The organism is Mycobacterium sp. E3198, from assembly GCF_001667015.1.
GTDB lineage: Bacteria > Actinomycetota > Actinomycetes > Mycobacteriales > Mycobacteriaceae > Mycobacterium.
Genome location: NZ_LZIS01000095.1, coordinates 90,080 through 111,920, shown reverse-complemented (window position 1 = coordinate 111,920; position 21,841 = coordinate 90,080). Strand labels below are relative to the sequence as shown.

General features: G+C 69.7%; 16 protein-coding genes and 1 riboswitch. Of the genes, 3 read left to right on the top strand and 13 right to left on the bottom strand.

Annotation, left to right across the window (positions count from 1 at the left end; translation table 11 throughout):
- Positions 1 to 19 precede the first annotated feature (19 nt).
- Both A5673_RS10905 and A5673_RS10900 read left to right on the top strand, forming a co-directional pair.
- Positions 20 to 2,065, top strand: coding sequence for a substrate-binding domain-containing protein (locus A5673_RS10905; RefSeq protein WP_068231219.1), 2,046 nt, complete (start codon positions 20 to 22; stop codon positions 2,063 to 2,065).
- A gap of 141 nt (positions 2,066 to 2,206) precedes the next feature.
- Entirely contained in the window at positions 2,207 to 3,067 is an 861-nt protein-coding gene (locus A5673_RS10900) for a haloalkane dehalogenase (RefSeq protein ID WP_068231216.1), read from the top strand.
- 10 nt (positions 3,068 to 3,077) lie between these two features.
- Here A5673_RS10900 and gcvP read toward each other — a convergent pair whose 3' ends face one another.
- The 13 genes from gcvP to A5673_RS10835 form a co-directional block, all read right to left on the bottom strand.
- The gene (gene gcvP / locus A5673_RS10895) at positions 3,078 to 5,903 is read right to left on the bottom strand and encodes an aminomethyl-transferring glycine dehydrogenase (protein WP_068231213.1); all 2,826 of its coding nucleotides are present in this window, start codon (positions 5,901 to 5,903) and stop codon (positions 3,078 to 3,080) included.
- Positions 5,904 to 6,062: 159 nt separating this feature from the next.
- Positions 6,063 to 6,160, bottom strand: a riboswitch (glycine riboswitch).
- 123 nt (positions 6,161 to 6,283) lie between these two features.
- A complete protein-coding gene (locus tag A5673_RS10890) occupies positions 6,284 to 6,913 on the bottom strand; it encodes a MerR family transcriptional regulator (RefSeq protein ID WP_068231210.1) in 630 nt (209 codons plus the stop codon).
- Positions 6,914 to 7,153: 240 nt separating this feature from the next.
- Positions 7,154 to 7,648: a bifunctional nuclease family protein gene (locus A5673_RS10885; RefSeq protein WP_066933175.1), complete on the bottom strand. Its 495-nt coding sequence runs from the start codon at positions 7,646 to 7,648 to the stop codon at positions 7,154 to 7,156.
- Between the two features lie 64 nt (positions 7,649 to 7,712).
- Positions 7,713 to 8,459, bottom strand: coding sequence for a MerR family transcriptional regulator (locus A5673_RS10880; RefSeq protein ID WP_068231207.1), 747 nt, complete (start codon positions 8,457 to 8,459; stop codon positions 7,713 to 7,715).
- Positions 8,459 to 8,938 carry a glycogen accumulation regulator GarA gene (garA, locus tag A5673_RS10875; protein ID WP_068231204.1) on the bottom strand — a complete coding sequence of 160 codons (480 nt, stop codon included), beginning with the start codon at positions 8,936 to 8,938 and terminating at the stop codon, positions 8,459 to 8,461. The genes A5673_RS10880 and garA overlap by 1 nt, the downstream gene beginning before the upstream one ends.
- A 257-nt stretch (positions 8,939 to 9,195) precedes the next feature.
- A complete protein-coding gene (gcvH, locus tag A5673_RS10870; protein ID WP_068231201.1) occupies positions 9,196 to 9,594 on the bottom strand; it encodes a glycine cleavage system protein GcvH in 399 nt (132 codons plus the stop codon).
- Between the two features lie 37 nt (positions 9,595 to 9,631).
- Positions 9,632 to 10,396, bottom strand: coding sequence for a DUF881 domain-containing protein (locus A5673_RS10865; RefSeq protein ID WP_068231323.1), 765 nt, complete (start codon positions 10,394 to 10,396; stop codon positions 9,632 to 9,634).
- Between the two features lie 100 nt (positions 10,397 to 10,496).
- Positions 10,497 to 10,829, bottom strand: coding sequence for a small basic family protein (locus A5673_RS10860; protein WP_066960535.1), 333 nt, complete (start codon positions 10,827 to 10,829; stop codon positions 10,497 to 10,499).
- 52 nt (positions 10,830 to 10,881) lie between these two features.
- Positions 10,882 to 11,805 (bottom strand): DUF881 domain-containing protein, encoded by a 924-nt coding sequence (locus A5673_RS10855; protein WP_068231198.1) that lies wholly within the window; start codon positions 11,803 to 11,805, stop codon positions 10,882 to 10,884.
- On the bottom strand, positions 11,798 to 12,427 hold the full coding sequence (locus tag A5673_RS10850) for a CDP-alcohol phosphatidyltransferase family protein (RefSeq protein WP_068231195.1): 630 nt from the start codon (positions 12,425 to 12,427) through the stop codon (positions 11,798 to 11,800). Before A5673_RS10850 ends, A5673_RS10855 begins: the two co-directional genes overlap by 8 nt.
- Positions 12,428 to 12,514: 87 nt before the next feature.
- Positions 12,515 to 15,643, bottom strand: coding sequence for a type 2 lanthipeptide synthetase LanM family protein (locus A5673_RS10845; RefSeq protein WP_068231192.1), 3,129 nt, complete (start codon positions 15,641 to 15,643; stop codon positions 12,515 to 12,517).
- 94 nt (positions 15,644 to 15,737) lie between these two features.
- Positions 15,738 to 18,062: an accessory Sec system translocase SecA2 gene (secA2, locus tag A5673_RS10840; protein WP_068231189.1), complete on the bottom strand. Its 2,325-nt coding sequence runs from the start codon at positions 18,060 to 18,062 to the stop codon at positions 15,738 to 15,740.
- Between the two features lie 110 nt (positions 18,063 to 18,172).
- Positions 18,173 to 19,810, bottom strand: a complete 1,638-nt coding sequence (locus tag A5673_RS10835; protein ID WP_068231186.1) for an acetolactate synthase — start codon at positions 19,808 to 19,810, stop codon at positions 18,173 to 18,175.
- A gap of 92 nt (positions 19,811 to 19,902) precedes the next feature.
- Between A5673_RS10835 and A5673_RS10830 the strand changes: the two genes are divergently transcribed.
- Positions 19,903 to 21,822 carry an ABC transporter ATP-binding protein/permease gene (locus A5673_RS10830; RefSeq protein ID WP_068231182.1) on the top strand — a complete coding sequence of 640 codons (1,920 nt, stop codon included), beginning with the start codon at positions 19,903 to 19,905 and terminating at the stop codon, positions 21,820 to 21,822.
- The last annotated feature ends 19 nt before the right edge of the window (positions 21,823 to 21,841 follow it).

The following is a 21,841-nucleotide window of genomic DNA, read 5'->3' as shown; positions in this document are numbered from 1 at the left end:
AAAGGCGGCGGGTACCGGTATGGGTAGGCACAGCATGCCCGACCCGGATGACGCGGTCGCTGCGCCGGCCGACGAATACTCCGCCGACGATCAGGACGCTGCCGAGGACACGGGCCACCACCACCGCGATGCCTCGGCCGAGGACAGTTATTGGGGCTCAGACGACGACGTCGACCGGGCCTTTCGCGCCGAGGGCGGCGACCCCTATCCCGGCGACGACACGTTCGCGCCCACCGCCGATGACTATCCGGAATTCCCGCCGCGCAGCGCGGGTTCGGCTGACGCCGAGCCGTCGACCGCCCCGTTCCGCGGCGGGCACCGTGGCCTCGGCGAGCGCCTCGGCGGCCACCGCAGCGACGGCGGGCGCCGCGGGGTCAGCATCGGGGTGATCGTCGCTCTCGTCGCCGTGGTCGTCGTGGTGGGCACCGTGATCCTGTGGAGCTTCTTCGGGGACGCGTTGTCACACCGCTCGCACAACGCCGCCGCGCGCTGCGTCGGCGGCCAGGAGGCGGTCGCCGTCATCGCCGACCCGTCGATCTCCGAGCCCGTGCAGCAGCTCGCCGAGAGCTACAACTCCACGGCCGGCCCGGTCGGCGATCACTGCATGGTGGTGAGCGTCAAACCGGCCGGCTCCGACGCCGTGCTCAACGGATTCGTCGGGAAGTGGCCGGCCGATTTGGGCGGCCAGCCGGCGCTGTGGATCCCGGGCAGCTCGGTGTCCGCTGCGCGGCTCGCCGCCACCGCGGGCCAGAAGACGATCACCGAAAGCCATTCGCTGGTCACCTCGCCGGTCATGCTCGCCGTGCGGCCCGAGCTCGGGCAGGCCCTGGCCAGCCAGAGCTGGGCGGCGCTGCCCGGCCTGCAAACCAACCCGAACGCGCTGGCCGGCCTGAACCTGCCGGGCTGGGGATCGCTGCGGCTGGCGCTGCCCACCAGCGGCAACGCCGACGCCGCGTTTTTGGCCGGCGAGGCCGTCGCCGCCGCGTCGGTTCCCGCCGGCGCACCGCCGACGCAGGGCACCGGCGCCGTCCGCACGTTGTTGGGCGCGCAGCCCAAGCTGGCCGACAGCTCGCTGACCGAGGCGATGAACGCCCTGCTGAGGCCCGGCGATGCGGCGAGCGCGCCGGTGCACGCGGTCATCACCACCGAGCAGCAGCTGTTCGCGCGCGGCCAGTCGCTGTCCGACGCCAAGAGCACCCTCGCCTCCTGGGTGCCGCCGGGCCCCGTGCCCGTCGCCGATTTTCCGGCGGTGCTGCTCGCGGGCTCGTGGCTGACGCAGGAGCAGACTTCCGCGGCCAGCGGGTTCGCCCGCTTCCTGCAAAAGCCCGAGCAACTCGCGAAGCTGGCCAAGGCCGGCTTCCGGGTCAACGGAGTCAAGCCGCCGAGCAGCGCGGTCACCGGTTTCCCGGCGCTGCCCGCCACGCTGTCGGTGGGCGACGACGCGATGCGTGCGACGCTCGCCGAGGCCATGGCCGCCCCGTCGAGCGGGCTGGCCGCGACCATCATGCTCGACCAGTCGATGCCCGCCGACGAGGGCGGAAAGACCAGGCTCGCCAACGTGATCGGCGCGCTGCGGGACAAGCTCAAGTCGTTGCCGCCGAGCGCCAGCGTGGGGTTGTGGACGTTCGACGGCCACGAGGGCCGCTCGGAGGTGCCCGGCGGACCGCTGGGCGACCCGGTTAACGGCCAGCCGCGCTCGGCGGCGCTGGCGGCGGCGCTGGACAAGCAGTATTCGTCGGCGGGCGGCGCGGTGTCGTTCACCACCCTGCGCATGATCTACCAGGAGATGCAGACCAATTATCATGCGGGGCAGGCGGATTCGATTTTGGTGATCACCTCGGGGCCGCATACCGACCAGACGCTGGACGGCGCGGGCCTGCAGGACTTCATCCGCAAGAGCGCCGATCCGGCCAAACCGATCGCGGTCAACGTCATCGACTTCGGCGGCGACCCGGACCGGTCGACGTGGGAGGCCGTCGCCCAACTCAGCGGCGGCGGCTACCAGAACCTGGCGACGTCGGCGTCCCCCGACCTCGCCGCGGCGCTGAACTCGTTCTTGAGCTGAGGGGCCGCTGCCGCTCGACCTGCCGCGAGCGTAACTGCGCGGCGAAATTCGGCCCGGTTTTTCGCGGTGGGGTTACGCTCGCGAGCTGAGACGCTGTCACCCCTCCCGCATAGCATCGTGGGCGTTGCCGAAGGGAGCGTCATGAAGATCGATTTCACCCCGGATCCCCAGCTCTACCCGTTTACGTCCCGCTGGTTCGACAGCTCGCGCGGACGCCTCCATTACGTCGACGAGGGCGACGGCCCGCCGCTGTTGTTGTGTCACGGCAACCCGACGTGGAGCTTCCTGTACCGAAACATCATCGTCGCGCTGCGCGACCGGTTTCGTTGCATCGCACCCGATTACCTCGGCTTCGGGCTGTCGGAGCGGCCCGCGGGGTTCGGCTTCACCATCGACGAGCACGCCCGGGTGGTCGGCGAGTTCGTCGATCACCTCGGGCTCGACGGCTACCTGACCATGGGCCAGGACTGGGGCGGCCCGATCAGCATGGCCGTCGCCGTCGAGCGCGCCGACCGGGTGCGCGGGGTCGTGCTGGGCAACACCTGGTTCTGGCCGGCGGACACGTTCGCCACCAAGGCGTTCAGCCGGGTCATGTCCAGCCCACCCCTGCAATACGCCGTCCTGCACCGCAACTTCTTCGTCGAACGGCTGATCCCGGCGGGAACCCAGCATCGGCCGAGTGCGGCGGTGATGCAGCACTACCGGGCCGTGCAGCCCAGCGCGGAGGCGCGCAGGGGCGTGGCCGAGATGCCCAAGCAGATCCTGGCGGCCCATCGGCTGCTGGGCCGGCTCGCCCGCGAGGTGCCCGCCACACTGGGCGCCAAGCCCGCGCTGTTCGTCTGGGGCATGAAGGACTTCGCGTTTCGGCCCGGGCCGACGCTCCCGCGGATGCGCGCGGCGTTTCCCGACCACGTCGTCGTCGAGTTGCCCGACGCCAAGCACTTCATCCAGGAGGACGCGCCCGACGAGATCGCGGCGGCGATCCTCGAGCGCTTCGGCTGAGGACCGGCCGCTAGGCGAACGCCTCCACCGGCGGGCAGGAGCAGACCAGGTTGCGGTCGCCGTAGGCGCCGTCGATGCGGCGCACCGGAGGCCACACCTTGGGCCGGAAGCCCGTGCCCAGCGGGTAGGCGGCCTCCTCCCGGGTGTACGGGTGGTCCCAGTCGGAGACCAGCAGGCATTCCGCGGTGTGCGGCGCGCCCCGCAGCGGGTTGTCGTCGGCGGACCACTCCCCTGAACCCACGCGGTCGATCTCGCCGCGGATCGCGATCATGGCCTCGCAGAAGGCATCGACTTCGGTCAGGGTCTCGCTCTCGGTGGGCTCCACCATCAGCGTGCCGGCCACCGGGAAGCTCATGGTGGGCGCGTGAAAGCCGTAGTCGGCCAACCGTTTTGCCACATCGTCGACGGTGACCCCGGTGGACTTGGTGATGCCGCGCAAGTCCAGGATGCACTCGTGGGCGACCATGCCGTTCTCGCCGGCGTACAGCACCGGGAAGTACTCGTCGAGGCGCCGCGCGATGTAGTTGGCCGAGGCGATCGCGGTGAGGGAGGCCGCCCGCAGGCCCGCGGCGCCCATCATCCTGATGTAGGCCCACGTGATCGGCAGGATCGAGGCGGACCCGTACGGCGCCGACGACACCGGATGCCCCCCGGGCAATTCCGGGGCGTACGGGTGGCCCGGCAGGAACGGGGCGAGGTGGGAGCGCACCGCCACCGGCCCGACGCCGGGGCCCCCGCCGCCGTGCGGGACGCAGAACGTCTTGTGCAGGTTCAGGTGGCTGACGTCGCCGCCGAAGCGGCCCGGGCGGGCCAGCCCGACCAACGCGTTGAGGTTGGCGCCGTCGATGTAGACCTGGCCGCCGGCGTCGTGGGTGGCCGCGCAGATCTCGGCGATGTCGTGCTCGTAGACGCCGTGCGTGGACGGGTAGGTGATCATCAGCGCCGCCAGCCGGTCGGCGTGTTCGGCCACCTTGGAGCGCAGGTCGTCGAGGTCGACGTCGCCGTTGTCGCGGCAGGCGACCACGGCCACCCGCAGCCCGGCCAGCGCGGCCGACGCCGCGTTGGTGCCGTGCGCGCTGGACGGGATCAGGCAGACGTCACGGTGCGGTTCGCCCCGGCTGGCGTGGTAGTCGTGGATCGCCAGCAGGCCGGCGTACTCCCCCTGGGAGCCGGCGTTGGGCTGCAGCGAGACGGCGTCGTAGCCGGTGATCTGCACCAGCCAGCGCTCCAGATCGGCGATCAGCCGGCGCACTCCCGCGGTGTCGGAGGCGGGCGCGAACGGATGCAGGCGGGCGAATTCCGGCCAGGTGATCGGTTCCATCTCGGCGGCGGCGTTGAGTTTCATCGTGCAGGAGCCGAGCGGAATCATGCTGCGGTCCAAGGCGATATCCTTGTCCGCGAGCGTGCGCAGGTAACGCATCATCGCCGTTTCGGTGCGGTATTGGGTGAACGCGGGATGCGTCAGGAACTCCGAGGTGCGGGTCGCGATGTCGACCCCGGCCGGCTCGGCGGCCCGGACGCCGAACGCCTCGAGCACCGCGGCGACGTGCTCGTCGGTGGTGACCTCGTCGCAGGCGACTGAGACGTGATCGTCGTCGACGCGCCACAGGTTGATGCCGTCGGCTTTGGCCGCGGCGACGACCTCGTCGGCCGGGCCCGGCACCCGGGCCAGCACCGTGTCGAAGTACGTGTCGTGCACCAGCGCGTCGCCGAGCGCGGCGGCGATCGCCTCGGCACGGCCGTGCACCCGGCGCGCGATCGCCGTTAGGCCGTCGGCGCCGTGGTAGCTGGCGTACATCGCGGCCAGCACGGCCAGCAGCACCTGGGCGGTGCAGATGTTGCTGGTCGCCTTGTCGCGCCGGATGTGCTGCTCGCGGGTCTGCAGCGCCAGCCGGTAGGCCGGCGACCCGTCCGCGTCCACCGACACCCCGACCAGCCGCCCCGGCAGCTGGCGCGCGTGGTTGGCGTGGACCGCCAGGTAGCCGGCGTGCGGGCCGCCGAATCCCATTGGCACGCCGAATCTTTGGGTGGTGCCGAACGCGACGTCGGCGCCGATCTCCCCCGGCGGCGTGATCAGCGTGCACGCCAGCAGGTCCGCACCGACGGCGACAAGCGCGCCCCGGTCGTGCGCCTCAGAAACCAGCGCCGACCAGTCGCTGACCCGCCCGCTGGCGCCGGGCAGCTGGGCGACGACGCCGAAGAAGTCACCGTCCGGCAGGCCGTCTCGCAGGTCGGCGGTGACGATCTCGATGCCCAGCGGCGTGGCCCGGGTGGCCAGCACGGCCGCGGTCTGGGCGAAGACGTCGGTGTCGACCGCGAGCCGGTTCGAGCCGCCGCGGGTGGCGCGGTGCATCAGGGTCATGGCTTCGGCCGCCGCGGTGCCCTCGTCGAGCATCGACGCGTTGGCGACCTCGAGGCCGGTCAGGTCGGCCACCATCGTCTGGAAATTCAGCAGCGCCTCCAGCCGGCCCTGGCTGATCTCGGGTTGATACGGCGTGTAGGCGGTGTACCAGGCCGGGTTTTCCATGATGTTGCGCAGCAGCACCGGCGGCGTGAGCGTGTCGTAGTAGCCCTGCCCGATCATCGACACGGCCACGGTGTTGGCGTCGGCCAGCCGCCGCAACTCGGCCAGCGCCTCGGCCTCACTGGCCGGCGGCGGCAGCTCGCCCAGACCGGGCGCGGCGCCGCCGGCCACGAGCTCGTCCAGGATGCCGTTGGGAACCGCCTTCGATGCCAGCTCGTCTAACGAGTCGACACCGATCACGCTGAGCATCGCCGCGACGGCCGGGCCGTCGGGGCCGATGTGCCGGGCGGCGAAGGTGGATTGGTCGGGCACTGGGCGGACTCCTGAGGTCGAGGGACTAGCGGCCCTCTCCCTCTGTCTTCACCCGTTCGCCGGGCGCCTGAGAGATTCGGCGCCGGGTGCTGCCCGAGCGCCTTTCCCCATCGGCGGGTGGTGACCGGGACGGGTCTCCACCGCTTTCCAGAGGCGTCGTGAACTCGCGCGGTCCGGGTGCCTGAGAGGTTGACGGAGAGGTGTTGCTCCTTCGGCGTCCGTGACTGGCGGCCACGGAACTCTCCCGCTCGAGTGCGACGCGTGCGCCAGTTTACCCGCGCCCTCTCCAAACCCCGCGAGCGTGCGCGTTTGTACGGCGACACGCCGCACAACGTGCACAACTGTGCACGCTCGCGCAGGGGACGCAGGGGAAAGGGCGGTTAGCCGATCTTGCGGTCGCGGTGCTTGCGCCGGGAGGCCAGCTCGTCTTCGGGGGCGGCGATCGATTCGCCGCCGTCGGCGCGCTCGCCGTGGAAGTCGGCGATGACACCGGTCAGCTCGCGCATGGCGCCCGAGACGGCGATGCCGAACACGCCCTGCCCGCCCTGCAACAGGTCGACGACCTCTTCGGCCGAGGTGCACTCGTAGACGGTGGTGCCGTCGGAGAACAGGGTGATGTTGGCCAGATCCTGGACGCCGCGCTGGCGCAGGTGGTCGACCGCCACGCGGATGTTGTGCAGCGAGATGCCGGTGTCGAGCAACCGCTTGACGATCTTGAGAACCAGGATGTCCTTGAACGAGTAGAGCCGCTGGCTGCCGGAGCCGGCCGCGCTGCGGATCGACGGGACCACCAGCGACGTGCGCGCCCAGTAGTCCAGCTGCCGGTAGGTGATCCCGGCGATCTGGCAGGCGCTCGGCCCGCGGTAGCCCACCAGCTCGTCGGGCACGGAATCGTCGGGAAACAGCCCCGGCTGCACGGGCGCGCTCGCTGCGGTGACGGCCGGGTCGCTGCTCGCGGCGTTCGCACTGTCAGCTAGATCCAGCTGCTCTTGACGTGGCTGCTCGCTCACGGGGCTTCCTCTCGCCGATCGCGCTGTCCTCATTGGCTGCACCGCAGCCACGTTTGCTCAGGCCCGAGTGCTAGAGAGCTTACGCTTTTCGATAGCCGCCGCGCCTTCAAGTCGTGATGAAAGTATGGCTGCTGCGGGGCGCTCTGGCCGCACTATCGGTCAGCGTGTCGACATCGCGGTGCCAGATGAGATGGATCCGTGATGTCCAGACCCAGGGTAGTGGTCACCCACCGCGAGGGGCTAGGTGGCCTTGAAGTCGTCCGGGGAGACGCTGTCGAGGAACTCCTTGAACTTCTCCACCTCGTCCTCGCGGACGGCGGTGTTGGCCTCTTCGTCGCTCTCGTCGGGGATCAGCAGTCCCGCCTGGGCGAGCACGGCTTCCTCGACGTAGATCGGGACGCCCACCCGCAGCGCGATCGCCACCGAATCCGAGGGGCGAGCCGACACGGTGATGTTGCGGTCAAAGACCAGGTCGGCGTAGAAGGTCCCCTCCTGGAGGTCGACGATCCGCACCTCCTTCAGCGAATGCCCAAGTGCGGCAATGAGATCCCTGATCAGGTCGTGCGTGAGCGGGCGGGGCGGTTCGACGCCTTGCTGCTCCAGGGCGATGGCGGCGGCTTCGGACTGACCGATCCAGATTGGCAGGTATCGGTCACCGTTGGCTTCGCGCAGCAGCAGCACAGGTTGGTTCTGCGGCTGCTCGACGCGAATGCCGACAACACGAACTTCACCCATCTGTGTCTGCCCTCCGCATCTCTTCAGCCCGTCGAACACCAAGCTGTCCAACGAAGTCTAATCCTCAGCGATGCAGAACGTCGCGAACGGCAGACTTGATCAGCGAGGTATGCAGCGTGATGGCGAGCGCGGCCACCTCGCGCGCCAGGTCGTCGGCGCGGTCGCGGGCGCCGGTCTTGCCCGCTTTGACTACCGGCCCGGCGATTTGGGCGATCAAGTCGGACTGCCGGTCGGCGGCGTTGCGGAAGGCGCGCAGATGCCGCGGCTCGACGCCGTACTCGGCCAACGCCCGCGCGCATTGCAGGATCACCACGGCATGCTCGTCGAAGAAGCCGCCCGGACCGGTGGTGATCACCCCGGCCTTGAGCAGCGCCGTCAGCAGGTCCTGATCCACCCCGGAGCGTTCCAGCAGGTCTTCGCGGCTCAGCCGGATTCGGGTCGGAGCCACGGCCGCCGGGTCGGGCGCCGGCTCGCTCTCTTCCGAGCTGTCCGGCACCGACACCAATCGCGGTACGCCGTAAGGCGATCCGATCGGCGGCAGCTCACCGTCGGGCTGGGCGTCCAGTTGCGCCCTGATCACCTTCAGCGGTAGGTAGTGGTCGCGCTGGGCCGTGAGGATGAAGCGCAGCCGCGCGCAGTCGTACGCGGTGAACCTCCGATACCCCGACGCGGCGCGCTGCGGCGTCACCAGGCCCTCGGCCTCCAGGAATCGGATCTTGGAGATGGTGACCTCGGGGAAATCCGGCCTCAACAGATCCAGGACCGCCCCAATCGACATCCCGGCAAGTGCCGGGCTATCGGGCGCGCTCACTACCCTCCGGAACCTCCATCGTCGTCACCCTGCTTGGGGCCGGTCAAAAACACCAGCCGGAACTTGCCAATCTGCACTTCGTCGCCGTTGGCCAGCACCGCCGAATCGACGGGCTCGCGGTTGACGTACGTGCCGTTCAGGCTACCGACATCCACGACGTGAAATTCGTTGTTTTCCAACCTGAATTCGGCGTGGCGGCGGCTGACGGTGACGTCGTCGAGGAAGATGTCGCTGTCGGGATGCCGGCCGGCGGACGTGATGGGCTGGTCGAGCAGGAACCGCGATCCGGCGTTGGGTCCCCGCTTGACGACCAGCAGCGCCGAGCCGGCCGGGAGCCCCTCGACCCCGGATACCGCGCTCTCGGTCCCCGCCTGGGCGGGGGCGTCCAGTTCATTGAGGAAGTCGGCACGGAAGACCGAGGTCGTCTCTACCGTGACTTCGTCCTGGTCTTTCCCCATATCCGAGTCCATGTCCGTCACCCGCTGCTCCTCACTGGCCGCTGTGGCGTTATCCGACCGGGTCGGCACGCCCGGTTCTCCTCTGGGTTTCCTGAGTTTTCTCGGCCCCGTGTTGCTTGTTACTTGACTTCTCTAGTGCCTTCGAGTGTCGATCAAGTGTCGATCTGTCGACCGTACCGCGCACCGGTCCGCGATGCCCCCACCACCTGACGATCGAAAGCCTGACCGGGTGCGCCGCCCGCGTCGGCGAGCGGGGCTGGCAGGCACATTAGCAACCGTCATTCGGTCAGCGTCCCGCGGTAGGCCTCGGCGTCGAGCAGCGCGGCGATGGCCGACTCGAGCTCGGCGCCGTCGGAAACCTGGACATCCACCAGCCAGCCGCCGCCGTAGGGGTCGGAGTTGACCAGCTGCGGGCTGCCCTCCAGGTCTCCGTTGACCGCCGATACCGTCCCCGAGACCGGGGCGAACAGGTCCGACACCGATTTCGTCGATTCCACCTCGCCAAACGATTCGCCCGCGCTCACCTGGCTGCCCACGTCGGGCAGCTGGACGAAAACGACGTCGCCGAGGGCCGACTGCGCAAAGTCGGTGATCCCGACCCGGACGGTGTCCGCACCGCTTCGTCGAACCCACTCGTGTTCGGCGGTGTAGTGCAGATCGGACGGAATGTCGCTCACGGGGGATCCTGTTCTGGTCGCTTCTGTCACGGCACGTTCACTTGACCGGCTGAGCGTATTGGTGCGGTTTTGGTTGTCGCAAGGTGGTCACCTCCACGCGGTCGGCCTGCTGCACGGACATCCGCGCCCCGACGCGCTTGATGCTGTCCTCCGCGCCGCCCGGGATGTTCATGGCCGCGGCCAGTGTGGGCGGATCGCCAATCGCCAGAATCGAATACGGGGGCGACAGGTTCTTGGTGTCGATGGTCAACGAGCCAGGCGTACCCACAATCCAGGTATCGACACCGACCCGCACCGATTGGTGCGCGTCGTTGACCTCGATCGCTTCGGCGCCGGCGGCGCGCAACTCGTTGACCACGTCGAGCATCGCCTCCGGTGACACCCCGGGGCCGGGGTCGTCGATCGTGATCGTGACACCGGGCCCGGTGGCACCGACCGCGCCGACCAGGATCGACAGCGCGGCCAGCCTGGCCTGGGCGCTCTGGATCGCGGCCTGATCGCTGTTGCCGGAGGCCTGCAGGGAATTCAGCGTGTTCTGCAGCTCGCCGACTTCGGTGTTCAGCGTCGCCTCGCGCTGCCGCAGCGAATCCAGCAGCACCAACAGGTCGGCGGGGCGGGCGGTGTCCAGCGAATCCCCCGACTTGGTCTGGCGCACCTGGGTGACGATCGCGATCCCGAGGACGAGGCACAGCACGGTCGCCAAGACCCCGAAGGCCAGCCGGGAGCGGCCGCCCCGCAGCAGGCCCAACGGCCCCGTGCGGCGAACCGGCCCGATCTCGGGGCGGGGGCGTTTGGCGGGCAGTTCGTGCCGGCCGCGCGCCGCAACTTCGCCCGCCTGGGGTTCGCGACTTTCCCCGTCGTGGGCGGCGGGGCGGTCGGGCGGGTCCTGGCTCACGCCGGCCTCACGCCCCGAACAGCCGGCGCCGCAGCGCGGCCGCGTTGCCGAAGATGCGGATGCCCAGGACGACGATGATGGCCGTCGAGAGCTGCGTGCCGACGCCCAGCTGGTCGCCGACGTAGACGATCAGGGCGGCCACGAAGACGTTGAACACGAACGACACGACGAAGACCTTGGGGTCGAAGATCCGTTCGAGGTACGCGCGCAGCCCGCCGAACACCGCATCGAGCGCGGCCACCACCGCGATCGGCAAATAGGGCTGGATGGCCTCGGGCACGGCGGGGTGGAAGATCAGGCCGAGCACGATGCCGACGGCGAGGGCCGCGATGCCGATCATGCGCGGCACCCCGCGCCGGCCAGCGGGATCGGTCTTGGGTGGAGATTCCTCACTAGGGCCCAATCTGTTTGGCGAACTTGACATCCCGGATCGATCCGGCGGGCAGCGACAGACCGTCGGCGACGTTCACCGTGACGACGACGCCGTAGGAGGCCTCCAGCAGCCGCAGGCGCTGCAGGCCGGGGCTGCCGTCGAAGACGTCTCGCATCGCGTGCGGGGCCCCGACCGCGAGGATCTGGTACGGGCTGCTGGTGGGGTTGTTGTCGACGAGGATCGCCCCGCCGGCCTGCCGGATGGTCACGTTCGGCCCGATCCGGACGCCGCCGACGGAGATGGCTTCGGCGCCGCTGGCCCACAACGAGTTGACGACCAGCTGCAGATCGCGGTCCAGGATGATCTGCCTGCTGCCGCTGACGCGCTGCTTGGACACGTCGGAAAGGTTCGGTCCGGCACCGGGGTCCGTCACGGTCACCGTCAGACCGGGCCCGATGACCGCGGTGCTGGCCGCCGCCAGGCTGAGCGCGTCGAGACGCGTGAGCAGGCGCTGGCCCTGGGCGTTGTCCGCCAGCGCCCGGCGCTGCACGCCGTCGACCCTCGTCGACAGCGCGCTGCGTTCCTTGCCCAGCCTGGCCGCGGTGGTTTCCGACGAGCGCACGCTTTGCAGCAGCAGCTGCTGCGCGTTGCGGACGCCGGGGGCGACCGAGCGGGCCTGGGCGACCGCGGCGGCGAACACCGCGGCGATCAACAGCGCCGCCAGCGCCTCCCACAGCCAGCCGACAGCCCGTTCCCGACCGCTGCGCGGTGTGTCGGAGCCGCCCCGCCTGGCGGCGGCCGCGGCATACCCCGGATCCAGGTGCTCCGACAGCAGGGCGCGCAGCAGCGAGGGAACCGGGATCAGCTGTGGCCGGGCCGCGGCGTGGGCGCTCCGGCCGGCGTTCGGGTCATAGCCGCCGAGCAGGCGGTCGGGGTCAGTCATGCTCACCCGCCTTGGGCGCGACCCGCTGGGGGGCAGCGTGTTTCAGCTTGGGCATGCGGCGCACCACCAACGCCATTTGCACCGCGTACAACACGAAAGCCCACAGGTAGGAGTACAGACCCCAACCCAAAAAGCCCCACCCGCAGGCCCTCAGCACCCGGCTCCACACCGCGCCGCCCGTCCCCAGCAGGACCAACGGGAAGCCGGACATCAACGCGAACGTGGCGGCCTTGCCGATGTAGGTCACCGGCAGCGCCGACAGCCCGCGACTGCGCAGCAGCGGCAGCGTCGCCGCGAGCAATCCGTCCCGCACCAGCAGCGTGATGACGAACCACCAGGGCACGATGCCGTCGACCGCCAGGACGATCGGGACGGTCACCATGTAGAGGCGGTCCACCGCCGGGTCCAGCAGCACGCCGAGCCGCGAGGACTGGTTGAGCGTGCGGGCGATCTTGCCGTCGGCCCAGTCGGAGGCTCCGCTGAACATCAGGATCGCCACCGCCCAGCCGTTGGCGTGCGCGAACAGCAGGACGTAGATGAATACTCCGATGAGCGCCAGGCGGATGGCGCTCAGGGCGTTGGGCACTGTCAGCACCCGATCGGGCGGAAGCACCGGCTCCATGAGCCGTGACATTAGTCGAACGCCGGGCCCGAAGCCGACCGCGGCGGCGGCGGCCACCGCTACGGGGCCGTCGACCGCCGGGTCATTTCATTCCCAGATCAAGACGTTGGGAAGCGAGGGCTCGAGTCGCCGCAACACCGTGTAGCCGACGCCGGCGACGCCCCGGAAAAGGCCGAGATTGAAGCGGCCGGTGGTGCCGCCGGTCCACCGGTAGTCACCGCGCGACCGGGCGGTTTCGATCACCGACAGCAGCCGCCGCGAGGCCAGCTCGCGAAGGTCGTCGCGCCCGAGGACGCCGCCGGCCTCCCACAGGAACTCGATGCTGCCGAGCGTGCCGCAGCACAGCGCGTCGGTCGCGTCCGGCCATTCGTGCTCGGTGGCCGCGACGGCGTTCTCGACGTCGGCGTGGACGACGCCGCCCGGAGCCACCGGGTGTCGGGTCATGGCGGCTCGCGCCAACCCGATGCCCTGCGCGCCATGACACCACTTGGTTTGCCCGCCGCGCAGGTCGGGCCAAGTGCCGCGGTCCGCGTCGAAGGATGCGTTCTCGAAAGTGACGCATTCGGTTGCGGCGCTTGTGAACTCGTCACATCCGGTGGCTGAGGCCAGGGATGCCAAAGCGTACGCGTAGCCCGCCGCGCCGTGCGACATGCCGTTGAGGGGGGCGGCGGAACCGGGCGGAGCCCAGCTCCGCCTGCCCGCCGGCCCGGCGCGCCGTTGGGCAAGCAGGTGCCTCCCGCAGTGGGTCGCCCGCTCGAGCGCGTCGCCGGACCCGGTCTGGCGATACAGCCGAAGCAGCCCCAGGACGGCGCCGGCACTGCCGCCCAGGACGTCGAGCCGGCGATCCGCCGAAATGACGTCCGGGGTGATCAGCGCCGCCGCGGCGTGAGCATCGAGGAGCACATCGTCGTCGTCGAGCAGCGCCGAGACGACCGCGAGGCCGTACACGATCGAGCCGAGGCCGAGGCCACCGCCGATACCGACCTGGCGGGCGACGCGCTCCGAGCCGGGCCCTCGCAGGAATCCCCGAAGCCGGGACAGCCCGGCGGCGGCAAGGGCCCTCGACGAGGTGGAGCCTGTGACGGCGGCATGCGCGGCAAGAAACACCGCGAGCCCACCTGTGCCTTTGTAGAGGTCCGGACCGAGCACCACGAGCTGCGACAACTCGGACTCGCCCAGCCAGTCGAGGCCGATCCAGGCCGCATCCGGCCCCCTGCGCACGGCATGCTTCGCCAGCGTTAGGGCAACCGCGTCGGCTTCGGCGGCGAACACATCGCGGCCGGACGGCCCGGCCGCGGGGACAAGCGGCGGGGTGCCCGGCTTCGCGGAAGCTCGCTCGAGCGTGGCGATGCTTTGCCGGATCAGCTCTGTCTGCCATGCGATTTCGTCGTCGTCGAGGCCGCGCAGTCGGGCGCGCGCTCGATCCAGCCCCGGCGTCGTCCCCTGTGGGATTGAGGTGCCGTCCGCGTCGCGGATGCTGCGCCCGTCACCGGCCATCACGAAATGCGGAACATTCAGGGTGACGACGGCCGCGCGCTCGGCGCGCAGCAACGGCCACGCGGGGTCGACGTCGTGCTCCCAGTCCGCCAGTTGCGCCGGGAAGTCCGCCTGCGCAGACCACCCGACACCGTCGTCCATGGCACGGTGATCTTGCAGGTGCGCCAGCAGCATGCCGTAGAACCTCGTCGGCCGCACGACCCTCCGGATCGGCAGGCCGGCGAAGCCCTCGAACAGTTCGTCGGGGCGCTGCCGCGATAGAAACCGCGCGTAGTCACCGAACCCCGATATCAAGTCGTCGCCATAACCGCCCAGCCGGGCATGAGACCCGTTGATATGCGGCAGGTTTGGGATGGCCGCGGCGGCCTGGACGACTTTCGCGGGCCGCATCGCATCGGAGTTGACGTGGTCCCAGGTGTGGGTGGTTTGCGGCGCGGAATTCGAGATCACCGCGCCCATCGAGAAGGTTTCGTTGTCGTCCCAGCTGTACGTGGGAAGGACGCCGACCATCACCACCGAATTCATGACCTTCGCCATCGCCGCCCCGAACGCGTCCTGATCCGCCACGGTGCCGGTGTCGCCCCACGGCTCGGCCGGCTGCAGGATCATCTCCAGATCGATCGGTACCGGGTGTTCGCCGCACGCGATGATGTTCTCCTGATGCATGTCGACGCCGACGAAGCAGTGGAAGAGCGCCAGCCATGCGCCGGCGCGCCGGAAGTATCGCTGAAGGTCTTGCCTATCAACGCAACTCGCGTGATCGATGAACTCGGTCCAGCCGTAACCTTGCCGCGCCACCACGCGCACGGCCCGCAGCCCTGAGGGGGCGCCGCGGTTCAGTCTTTCGATCAGCGCATGCCACGCCGCGTCGACACGCAGATCCTTGGGCTTGTACACGACCCGTGAGCCGTCCTGGAAGCCGATCACCGTGACGGTACGGCCGAAGTTGTGCCGGTCCGAGAGGTCGCCCTCGATGCTGGTTACCCGGTGCGGCGCGGCGGAGTCGAGCAAGTCGCGGCGAAGCGCGGGCAGGTCGGCATCCAGCCGCGCGAGCAGTTCCCGGGACGCGTCGATCCACTGCCGGGTGAGCGAGGCCATCAGCCGCAACAGGACCGGTTTCTCGTCGAACAGCTGACGCCAGCCGTCCGTCTTCATGCTGCGGACGAAGCGGTCATAGCAGCCGCCCGGCCCGCCGTCGTCGCGGGCCTTCGCGAAACGCTCGTACAGCGCGGGTGCCGCAAGGTCCGACAGCCGTGCTCTCAGCGAGCGGCGCAGGCATGCGTGCGCGCCGTCGTCCAGCACACCTCGGACACCGTCGCCCACCCCCGACCAGAGGACGCGCTCCGCCTCCCGGACCACCGGTTCCAGCAGATCCGCGAAGGCGTGCGACCCGGCGCCGGGAAGCGCGGCGGTGTCGCGGCGATCCTGCAACGCCTCGGCGATCCAAGCCGCATCCTGGGCCCATTGCGGTGCGGGCAGGGACGGGTTGCGGCGAACCGATGCGAATCTTGCCAGCACGCCCTGCATCGACAGCCCATCGCGCTGCAGCCGTCTGGCGAACAGTGCCACGTCGCCACCGGCGGACGATCGGCACCACGCGGCGAGACGGCGCGTGGCCAAGTCGGTGTCGCTCTTCTGAACGGGCAGTTGCTCAAACGCGTCGGAAAGCAGCTCGTCGGTGGTGGCGGCCCGAATCAGCAGGCGCTCATCGAAAACCATCGACAGCCGCCATCCGGCTGAGCTTGGGCATTTGGCGCAGCACCAGCGTCATTCTGCACGACGCAAAGCACGAACGCCCAGCCGTGATCAATCCTCAGCGGAACACCCCGGGCAGGCTCAGGGTCGACAGCGTGTCATCCGAGAGCGGGTTGTCGTTGACCATGTAGGTCCACGTCGACGTCGGCCGCGCCAGCTTGGACAGGTCCAGACCGGGCTCCTCTTCGAGCACGTTTGCGGTTTCGAACGTCTGCTGGGCGGCCTCGATGGCGTCGGCCGCCAGCGATGCGAAGGCGTCGACCGCCAGCCGGTGGAATTCGTCGAGCGGGTTTTGCCGGCCGAGCGCGCGCAGGTGGATGCTTTCGCGGATGTCGGCCAGGTACGCCAGATGGTCCGCCCAGCCCCGGTCGAGGTGATACAGCATGATCAGCCGGCAGATCTTCTCCAGGCCCTCCTCGGAGATTTCCTTGCCCAGTTCCTCGTACCGGTCCGGCGCCAGCTCCGCGAGTTCCTCGCGCGCGGTTGCGGTGCGCAGCAACGTGTTTCGCCGATCGACGATGATGGCGCGCTGCTGGGCGATCAGCTGGTTGTAGCGCCAGGTGTTGGCGTGCACGTCGAGCATCCGGCCCTCGGCGACGCGCTGGGCGTGGTCGAGCATCCCGGCCGCCTTGGGGCTGACTATGCGGCCATCCTCGTCGGTCTCCATCGGCAGCTTGTTGTGGTCGAGGTTGGCGGCGACGACGTCGTCCTCCCAGCTGGAGAAGAACACCGACGAGCCGGGGTCGCCCTGGCGACCGGCGCGCCCGCGCAGCTGGTTGTCCAGCCGCTCGGTGTGATGGCGGCCGGTGCCGACGACGTGCAGCCCGCCCAGCTCGGCCACCCGGTCGTGGTCGGCCTCGTCCGACCCGCCGAGCCGGATGTCGGTGCCCCGCCCGGCCATCTGCGTCGACACCGTCACAACCCCGTACTTGCCGGCCTCGGCGATCACCTCGGCCTCCTCGGCGTCGTTCTTCGCGTTGAGCACCACCGCCGGCACGCCGCGGCGCAGCAGCCGCTCGTGCAGCTCCTCGGACTCGGCCACGTCGCGGGTGCCGACCAGCACCGGCTGCCCGGTCTCGTGCACCTCGGCGATGTGCGCGACGATCGCGTCGTTCTTGGCGGCCGCCGTGATGTAGACCCGGTCTGACTCGTCCTCGCGAATGTTGGGCTCGTTCGGCGGGATCGGCGACACGCCCAGCTTGTAGAACTGGCGCAGCTGCTCACCGGCGGCCAGCGCGGTGCCCGTCATGCCGCACACGGTGGCGTAGCGATTGATCAGCGCCTGCACGGTGATGGTGTCGAGCACTTCGCCGGTTTCGGTGGTCTCGATGCCCTCCTTCGCCTCGACGGCGGCCTGCAGGCCGTCCGGCCAGCGCTGCAGCTGCGCGATGCGCCCGCGGGCGGAGTTGATCAGGTGCACCGCGTCGTCCCGCACGATGTAGTGCACGTCGCGCTGCAACAGCACGTGCGCGTGCAACGCCACGTTGACCTCGGTCAGCGTGGTGCCGACGTGTTCCTCGGAGTACAGGTCGATGCCGCCGAGCGCCTTTTCCACCTTGCGGGCGCCGACGTCGGTCAAATGCACGTTGCGGCTGTCGGAGTCGGTGTCGTAGTCCGTGCCCGCGTCGAGCTCGCCGACCAGCTTGATGATCTCCAGCCGTGGCGTCTCGCGGTGCGTGGTGCCGGCCAGCACCAGCGGCACCAGCGCCTCGTCGACCAGTACCGAGTCGGCCTCGTCGATCAGGGCCACATCGGGGTTGGGCGAGACGAGGTCGTCGACGTCGGTCACCAGCTGGTCGCGCAGCACGTCGAAGCCGATCTCGTTGACCGAGGCGTAGGTGACCTCGCAGCCGTAGGCGGCCCGGCGCTCCTCGCTGGTGGAGTCCGCGGTGATCCAGCCGACCGTGAGCCCCATGGCCTCCAGTAGCGGGCCCATCCACTCCGCGTCGCGGCGGGCCAGATAGTCGTTGATGGTCACCACGTGCACGTGCCGCCCGGCCAGCGCGTATCCGGCGGCCGCGATCGCCCCCGACAGGGTTTTGCCCTCGCCGGTGGCCATCTCGATCACGTCGCCGGCGAGCATCCGCAGCGCGCGCAGCAGCTGCACGTCGAAGGGCCGCAGCCCGGTAGCCCGCTCGGCCGCCTCCCGGGCGATCGCGAGGAACTGCGGGATGTCGGTGGACTCCGCGAGGTCGTCGAGTTTGAGCAGCCCGGTCGCCTTGCGCAGCTTCTCATCGCTGAGGTCGGCGGCTTCCTTGTCGTACTCCGCCGAGGCGGTGACGTCCGTGAGCGACCGGCTGCGGTTCTTTTCGGTGCTGGCGCCCAGCAGCCGCCAGAACCGGCTACTCAGGCGTCCGGGTTGGGTCCGGGTGGTCTTTGGCACAGGTCAACGGTACGCGAGCCCCCACCCGTCGCCCCCACCCGCGCGAGCGTGCGTGTTGTGCCGCGACGCGCCGGCCGCCGACGTACAAGTGCGCACGCTCGCGGCCCGGGCTACGCCAGGTTGGAGCGGCGTGGGTAGGCGACGGCCGGGTCGGTGAGCACGTTGACGACAGCCGGTAACCCGCCGGCGAAGGCGCGTTCCAGCGCGGGGCGCAGCTCGGTCGGCGCGGAGACCAGCTCGCCGTGGCAGCCCAGGGCCCGCGCCACCTCGTCGTAGCGGGTGCCGGGCCGCAACTCCGCCACCACCGAATAGCCGTAGAGCGCCTCCATGGGGTGCTTTTCCAGGGCCCAGATCCCGTTGTTGCCGATCACCGACACGACCGGCACGTGATGCCTCGCCAGGGTGTCCCACTCCATGCCGCTGAAGCCGAACGCGCCGTCGCCTTGCAGCAGCACGACCTGGCGGTCGGGCCGGGCAAGCTTGGCGGCCAGGGCATAACCGGGGCCCGACCCGAGGCAGCCGAACGGGCCGCTGTCCAGCCAGCAGCCCGGCAGATAGCTGTCGATCACCCGGCCGGCGTAGGAGCCGAAGTCGCCGGCGTCGATGACGACGATGGCGTCGCGGTCCAGCATTCCGGCCAGCTCCGCGTACACCCGCATCGGATGCAGCGGGACCCGGTCGTCGGCGAGCTCGCCCTTTTCCTGCGCGCGCGCCGTCTCGGCCGCGCGCAGCTCGTCGACCCAGTCCTGATGCCCGGCGCCGCCCGCCGTCAGCGCGGCCAGGATCGAGGTGAGGTCGCCGTAGAGCCCGGCCGCGACGGGGCGCGGAGGCTCGCGGCCGGGTTCGGCGCGGTCGGCCACCACGAGTTGGGTGTCCGCGCCGAAGACCTTCCCGAAGCCCAGCCGGAAATCCATTGGCACGCCGACGATCAGCGCCACGTCGGCCTCCCCCAGCGCCTTGGCCCGGACGCGCGAAAACGCCATCGGGTGATCGGCGGGCACGACGCCGCGGGCCATCCCGTTCATCAGCACCGGGATCTGTCGTTCCTCGGCCAGGCGCAGCAGCGCCGCCTCGGCGTGTCCCCACCAGACGTTGGTGCCCGCCATGATCACCGGCCGCTTCGCGGCGGCCAGCAGGCCGGCGGCGCGATCCAGCGCCCGGCCGTCCGGGGCGGGGCCCGGCGGCAGCGCGGTCAGGGCGCCCGGCGAGTCGTCGTCCTCCGACATCGAAAACGCGTGATCCATCGGGAAGTCGACGAACGCCACCCCGGACGGGGCGCCGACCGCCGCCCGCAACGCCTCGTCGACCAACCGGCCGGCGTCCCCGGCCGACTGCGCCGTCGCGGCGAATCGCGCCAGGGGGGCCACGAACGGCACGTGGTCGATCTCCTGCAGCGAGCCCATGCCCCACCGCCCTGCGGGCGCCCGCCCCCCCAGGACCACCAGGGGCGACTGGTTCTGCTGCGCCGCCGCCATCGCGCTCATCCCGTTGGTGACGCCCGGCCCGGCGGTCAGGGCGGCGACGCCGGGCTGCCTGGTCACTTTCGACCAGCCCTCGGCGGCGAAGGTCGCGGTCTGCTCGTGCCGGGTGTCGATCAGCCGGATTCCCTCGTCCCGGCACCCGTCGTAGATGGAAAACAGGTGACCGCCCGACAGCGTGAAGACGGTGTCGACGCCGCTGGCTTTGAGCCGACGCGCGATGAGCCGGCCGGCGTGCAATGTTTGTGTGGGGATGGCGTCGGTACTCATTACCGCAGCCTATCCAGATCCTTCGGGTACCTTCGCCGAAGGATTTTTGTTGAGCACGGGCTGGACACCTCGGCCGTAAGGAGACCTCGACCATGGGCCCAAAGCCGTTCAAGCCGTCGATCGACTGGTCGGCGGCCCCCATGGATTCGCTGCGGTGGATCGCCATCGCCTGGGCGATCGGGGCGGTGTGTCTGCTGGCCGTGCTCGTCGTGTTCCGGTTTCTCACGCCGTGGGGCCGGCAGTTCTGGCGGATCACCCGCGGATATTTCGTCGGCCCGGCGAGCATCAAGGTGTGGGTGATGCTCGGAGTGCTGTTGCTGTCGGTGTTGCTGTCGGTGCGTCTCACGGTGTTGCTCAGCTACCAGGGCAACGACCTCTACACCGGGGTGCAGAAAGCGGTCCAGGGCATCGCGGCCGACGACGACGCCGTCAAACAGTCCGGGATTCATGGCTTTTGGATGTCGATCGCGATCTTTTCGGTGCTGGCGACCCTGTACGTCGTCCGGTTCATGATCGACATCTATCTGACGCAGCGGTTCATCATTGCCTGGCGCATCTGGCTGACCGCCCACCTCACCGACGACTGGCTGGACGGCAAGGCCTATTACCGGGACCTGTTCATCGACAACACCATCGACAACCCGGATCAGCGCATCCAGCAGGACATCGACATCTTCACCGCCAACGCGGGGGGTACCCCCAACGTCCCGTCGAACGGGACGGGCAGCACGTTGCTGTTCGGGGCCGTCAACGCGGTGGCCTCGGTGATCTCGTTCGCGGCGATCCTGTGGGAGCTGTCGGGAGACCTCGACGTGTTCGGCGTGGTGTTGCCGCGGGCGATGTTCTGGACGGTCCTCGTCTACGTGCTGGTGGCGACCCTGGTCGCGGTCTGGTTGGGCCATCCGCTGATCCAGCTGAGCTTCAACAACGAGAAGCTCAACGCCGCGTTCCGTTATGCCCTGGTGCGGTTGCGCGACGCGGCCGAGGCGGTGGGCTTCTATCGCGGTGAACGAGTCGAGCGCGCGCAGCTGTGGCGTCGCTTCACCCCGATCATCGGCAACTACCGCAAGTTCGTGCGCCGCACCATCATCTTCAACGGATGGAACTGGTCGGTGTCGCAGATCATCGTTCCGCTGCCGTGGGTGATCCAGGCGCCGCGGCTGTTCGCGGGGCGGATCGACTTCGGCGACGTCGGGCAGAGCGCGACGGCCTTTGGCAACATTCAGGATTCGCTGTCGTTCTTCCGCAACAACTACGACGCGTTCGCGGCCTTTCGGGCGGCGATCATCCGGTTGCACGGCCTCGTCGATGCGAACAGCCAGGGCCGCGCGCTGCCGACCATATTGGTCAAGCCGAGTGAGGAGGCGATCGTCGAGCTCCGCGGTGTCGAGGTCCGCACGCCGGCCGGTGACCAGCTGATCGATCCGCTCGATGTGGCCTTGGACGAGGGTGACGCGCTGGTGATCACCGGGCGCTCCGGCGCCGGCAAGACGACGCTGCTGCGCAGCCTGGCCGAGCTGTGGCCGTACGCTTCCGGGACGCTCTGCCGTCCCGATGGCGACAACGCGACGATGTTCTTGTCGCAGTTGCCGTACGTGCCGCTGGGCAGTCTGCGCACCGTCGTGTGCTACCCGAACTCGCCGGACGACGTCTCCGACGATGCGCTTCGCGACGTGTTGACCAAAGTGGTCCTCGCGCCGCTGATCGACCGGCTCGACGAGGAGCAGGACTGGGCCAAGGTGCTCTCCCCCGGTGAGCAGCAGCGGGTCGCGTTCGCGCGCATCCTGCTGACCAGGCCGAAGGCCGTCTTCCTCGACGAGGCCACCTCGGCGCTGGACGAGGGGCTCGAATTCGCGCTCTATCAGCTGGTGCGCACCGAATTGCCGGATACCGTCCTGGTCAGCGTGAGCCACCGGCCCACCGTCGAACAGCACCACGACCAACAGCTCCGCCTGCTGGGCGGCGGCGAATGGCGGCTGGGCCCGGTGGAAAAGGAGCCCGCGCCGGTTTAGTGGCTGACGGCCGCGAGGC

Excerpts from the sequence above, each read along its gene's own strand:
- A5673_RS10905 (WP_068231219.1), top strand. The coding sequence starts at position 20 with ATGGGTAGGCACAGCATGCCCGACCCGGATGACGCGGTCGCTGCGCCG.
- A5673_RS10900 (WP_068231216.1), top strand. The coding sequence starts at position 2,207 with ATGAAGATCGATTTCACCCCGGATCCCCAGCTCTACCCGTTTACGTCC.
- A5673_RS10885 (WP_066933175.1), bottom strand. The coding sequence starts at position 7,648 with ATGGGTGAAGTTCGTGTTGTCGGCATTCGCGTCGAGCAGCCGCAGAAC.
- A5673_RS10860 (WP_066960535.1), bottom strand. The coding sequence starts at position 10,829 with ATGATCGGCATCGCGGCCCTCGCCGTCGGCATCGTGCTCGGCCTGATC.
- A5673_RS10855 (WP_068231198.1), bottom strand. The coding sequence starts at position 11,805 with ATGACTGACCCCGACCGCCTGCTCGGCGGCTATGACCCGAACGCCGGC.
- A5673_RS10850 (WP_068231195.1), bottom strand. The coding sequence starts at position 12,427 with ATGGAGCCGGTGCTTCCGCCCGATCGGGTGCTGACAGTGCCCAACGCC.
- A5673_RS10845 (WP_068231192.1), bottom strand. The coding sequence starts at position 15,643 with ATGGTTTTCGATGAGCGCCTGCTGATTCGGGCCGCCACCACCGACGAG.
- A5673_RS10835 (WP_068231186.1), bottom strand. The coding sequence starts at position 19,810 with ATGAGTACCGACGCCATCCCCACACAAACATTGCACGCCGGCCGGCTC.
- A5673_RS10830 (WP_068231182.1), top strand. The coding sequence starts at position 19,903 with ATGGGCCCAAAGCCGTTCAAGCCGTCGATCGACTGGTCGGCGGCCCCC.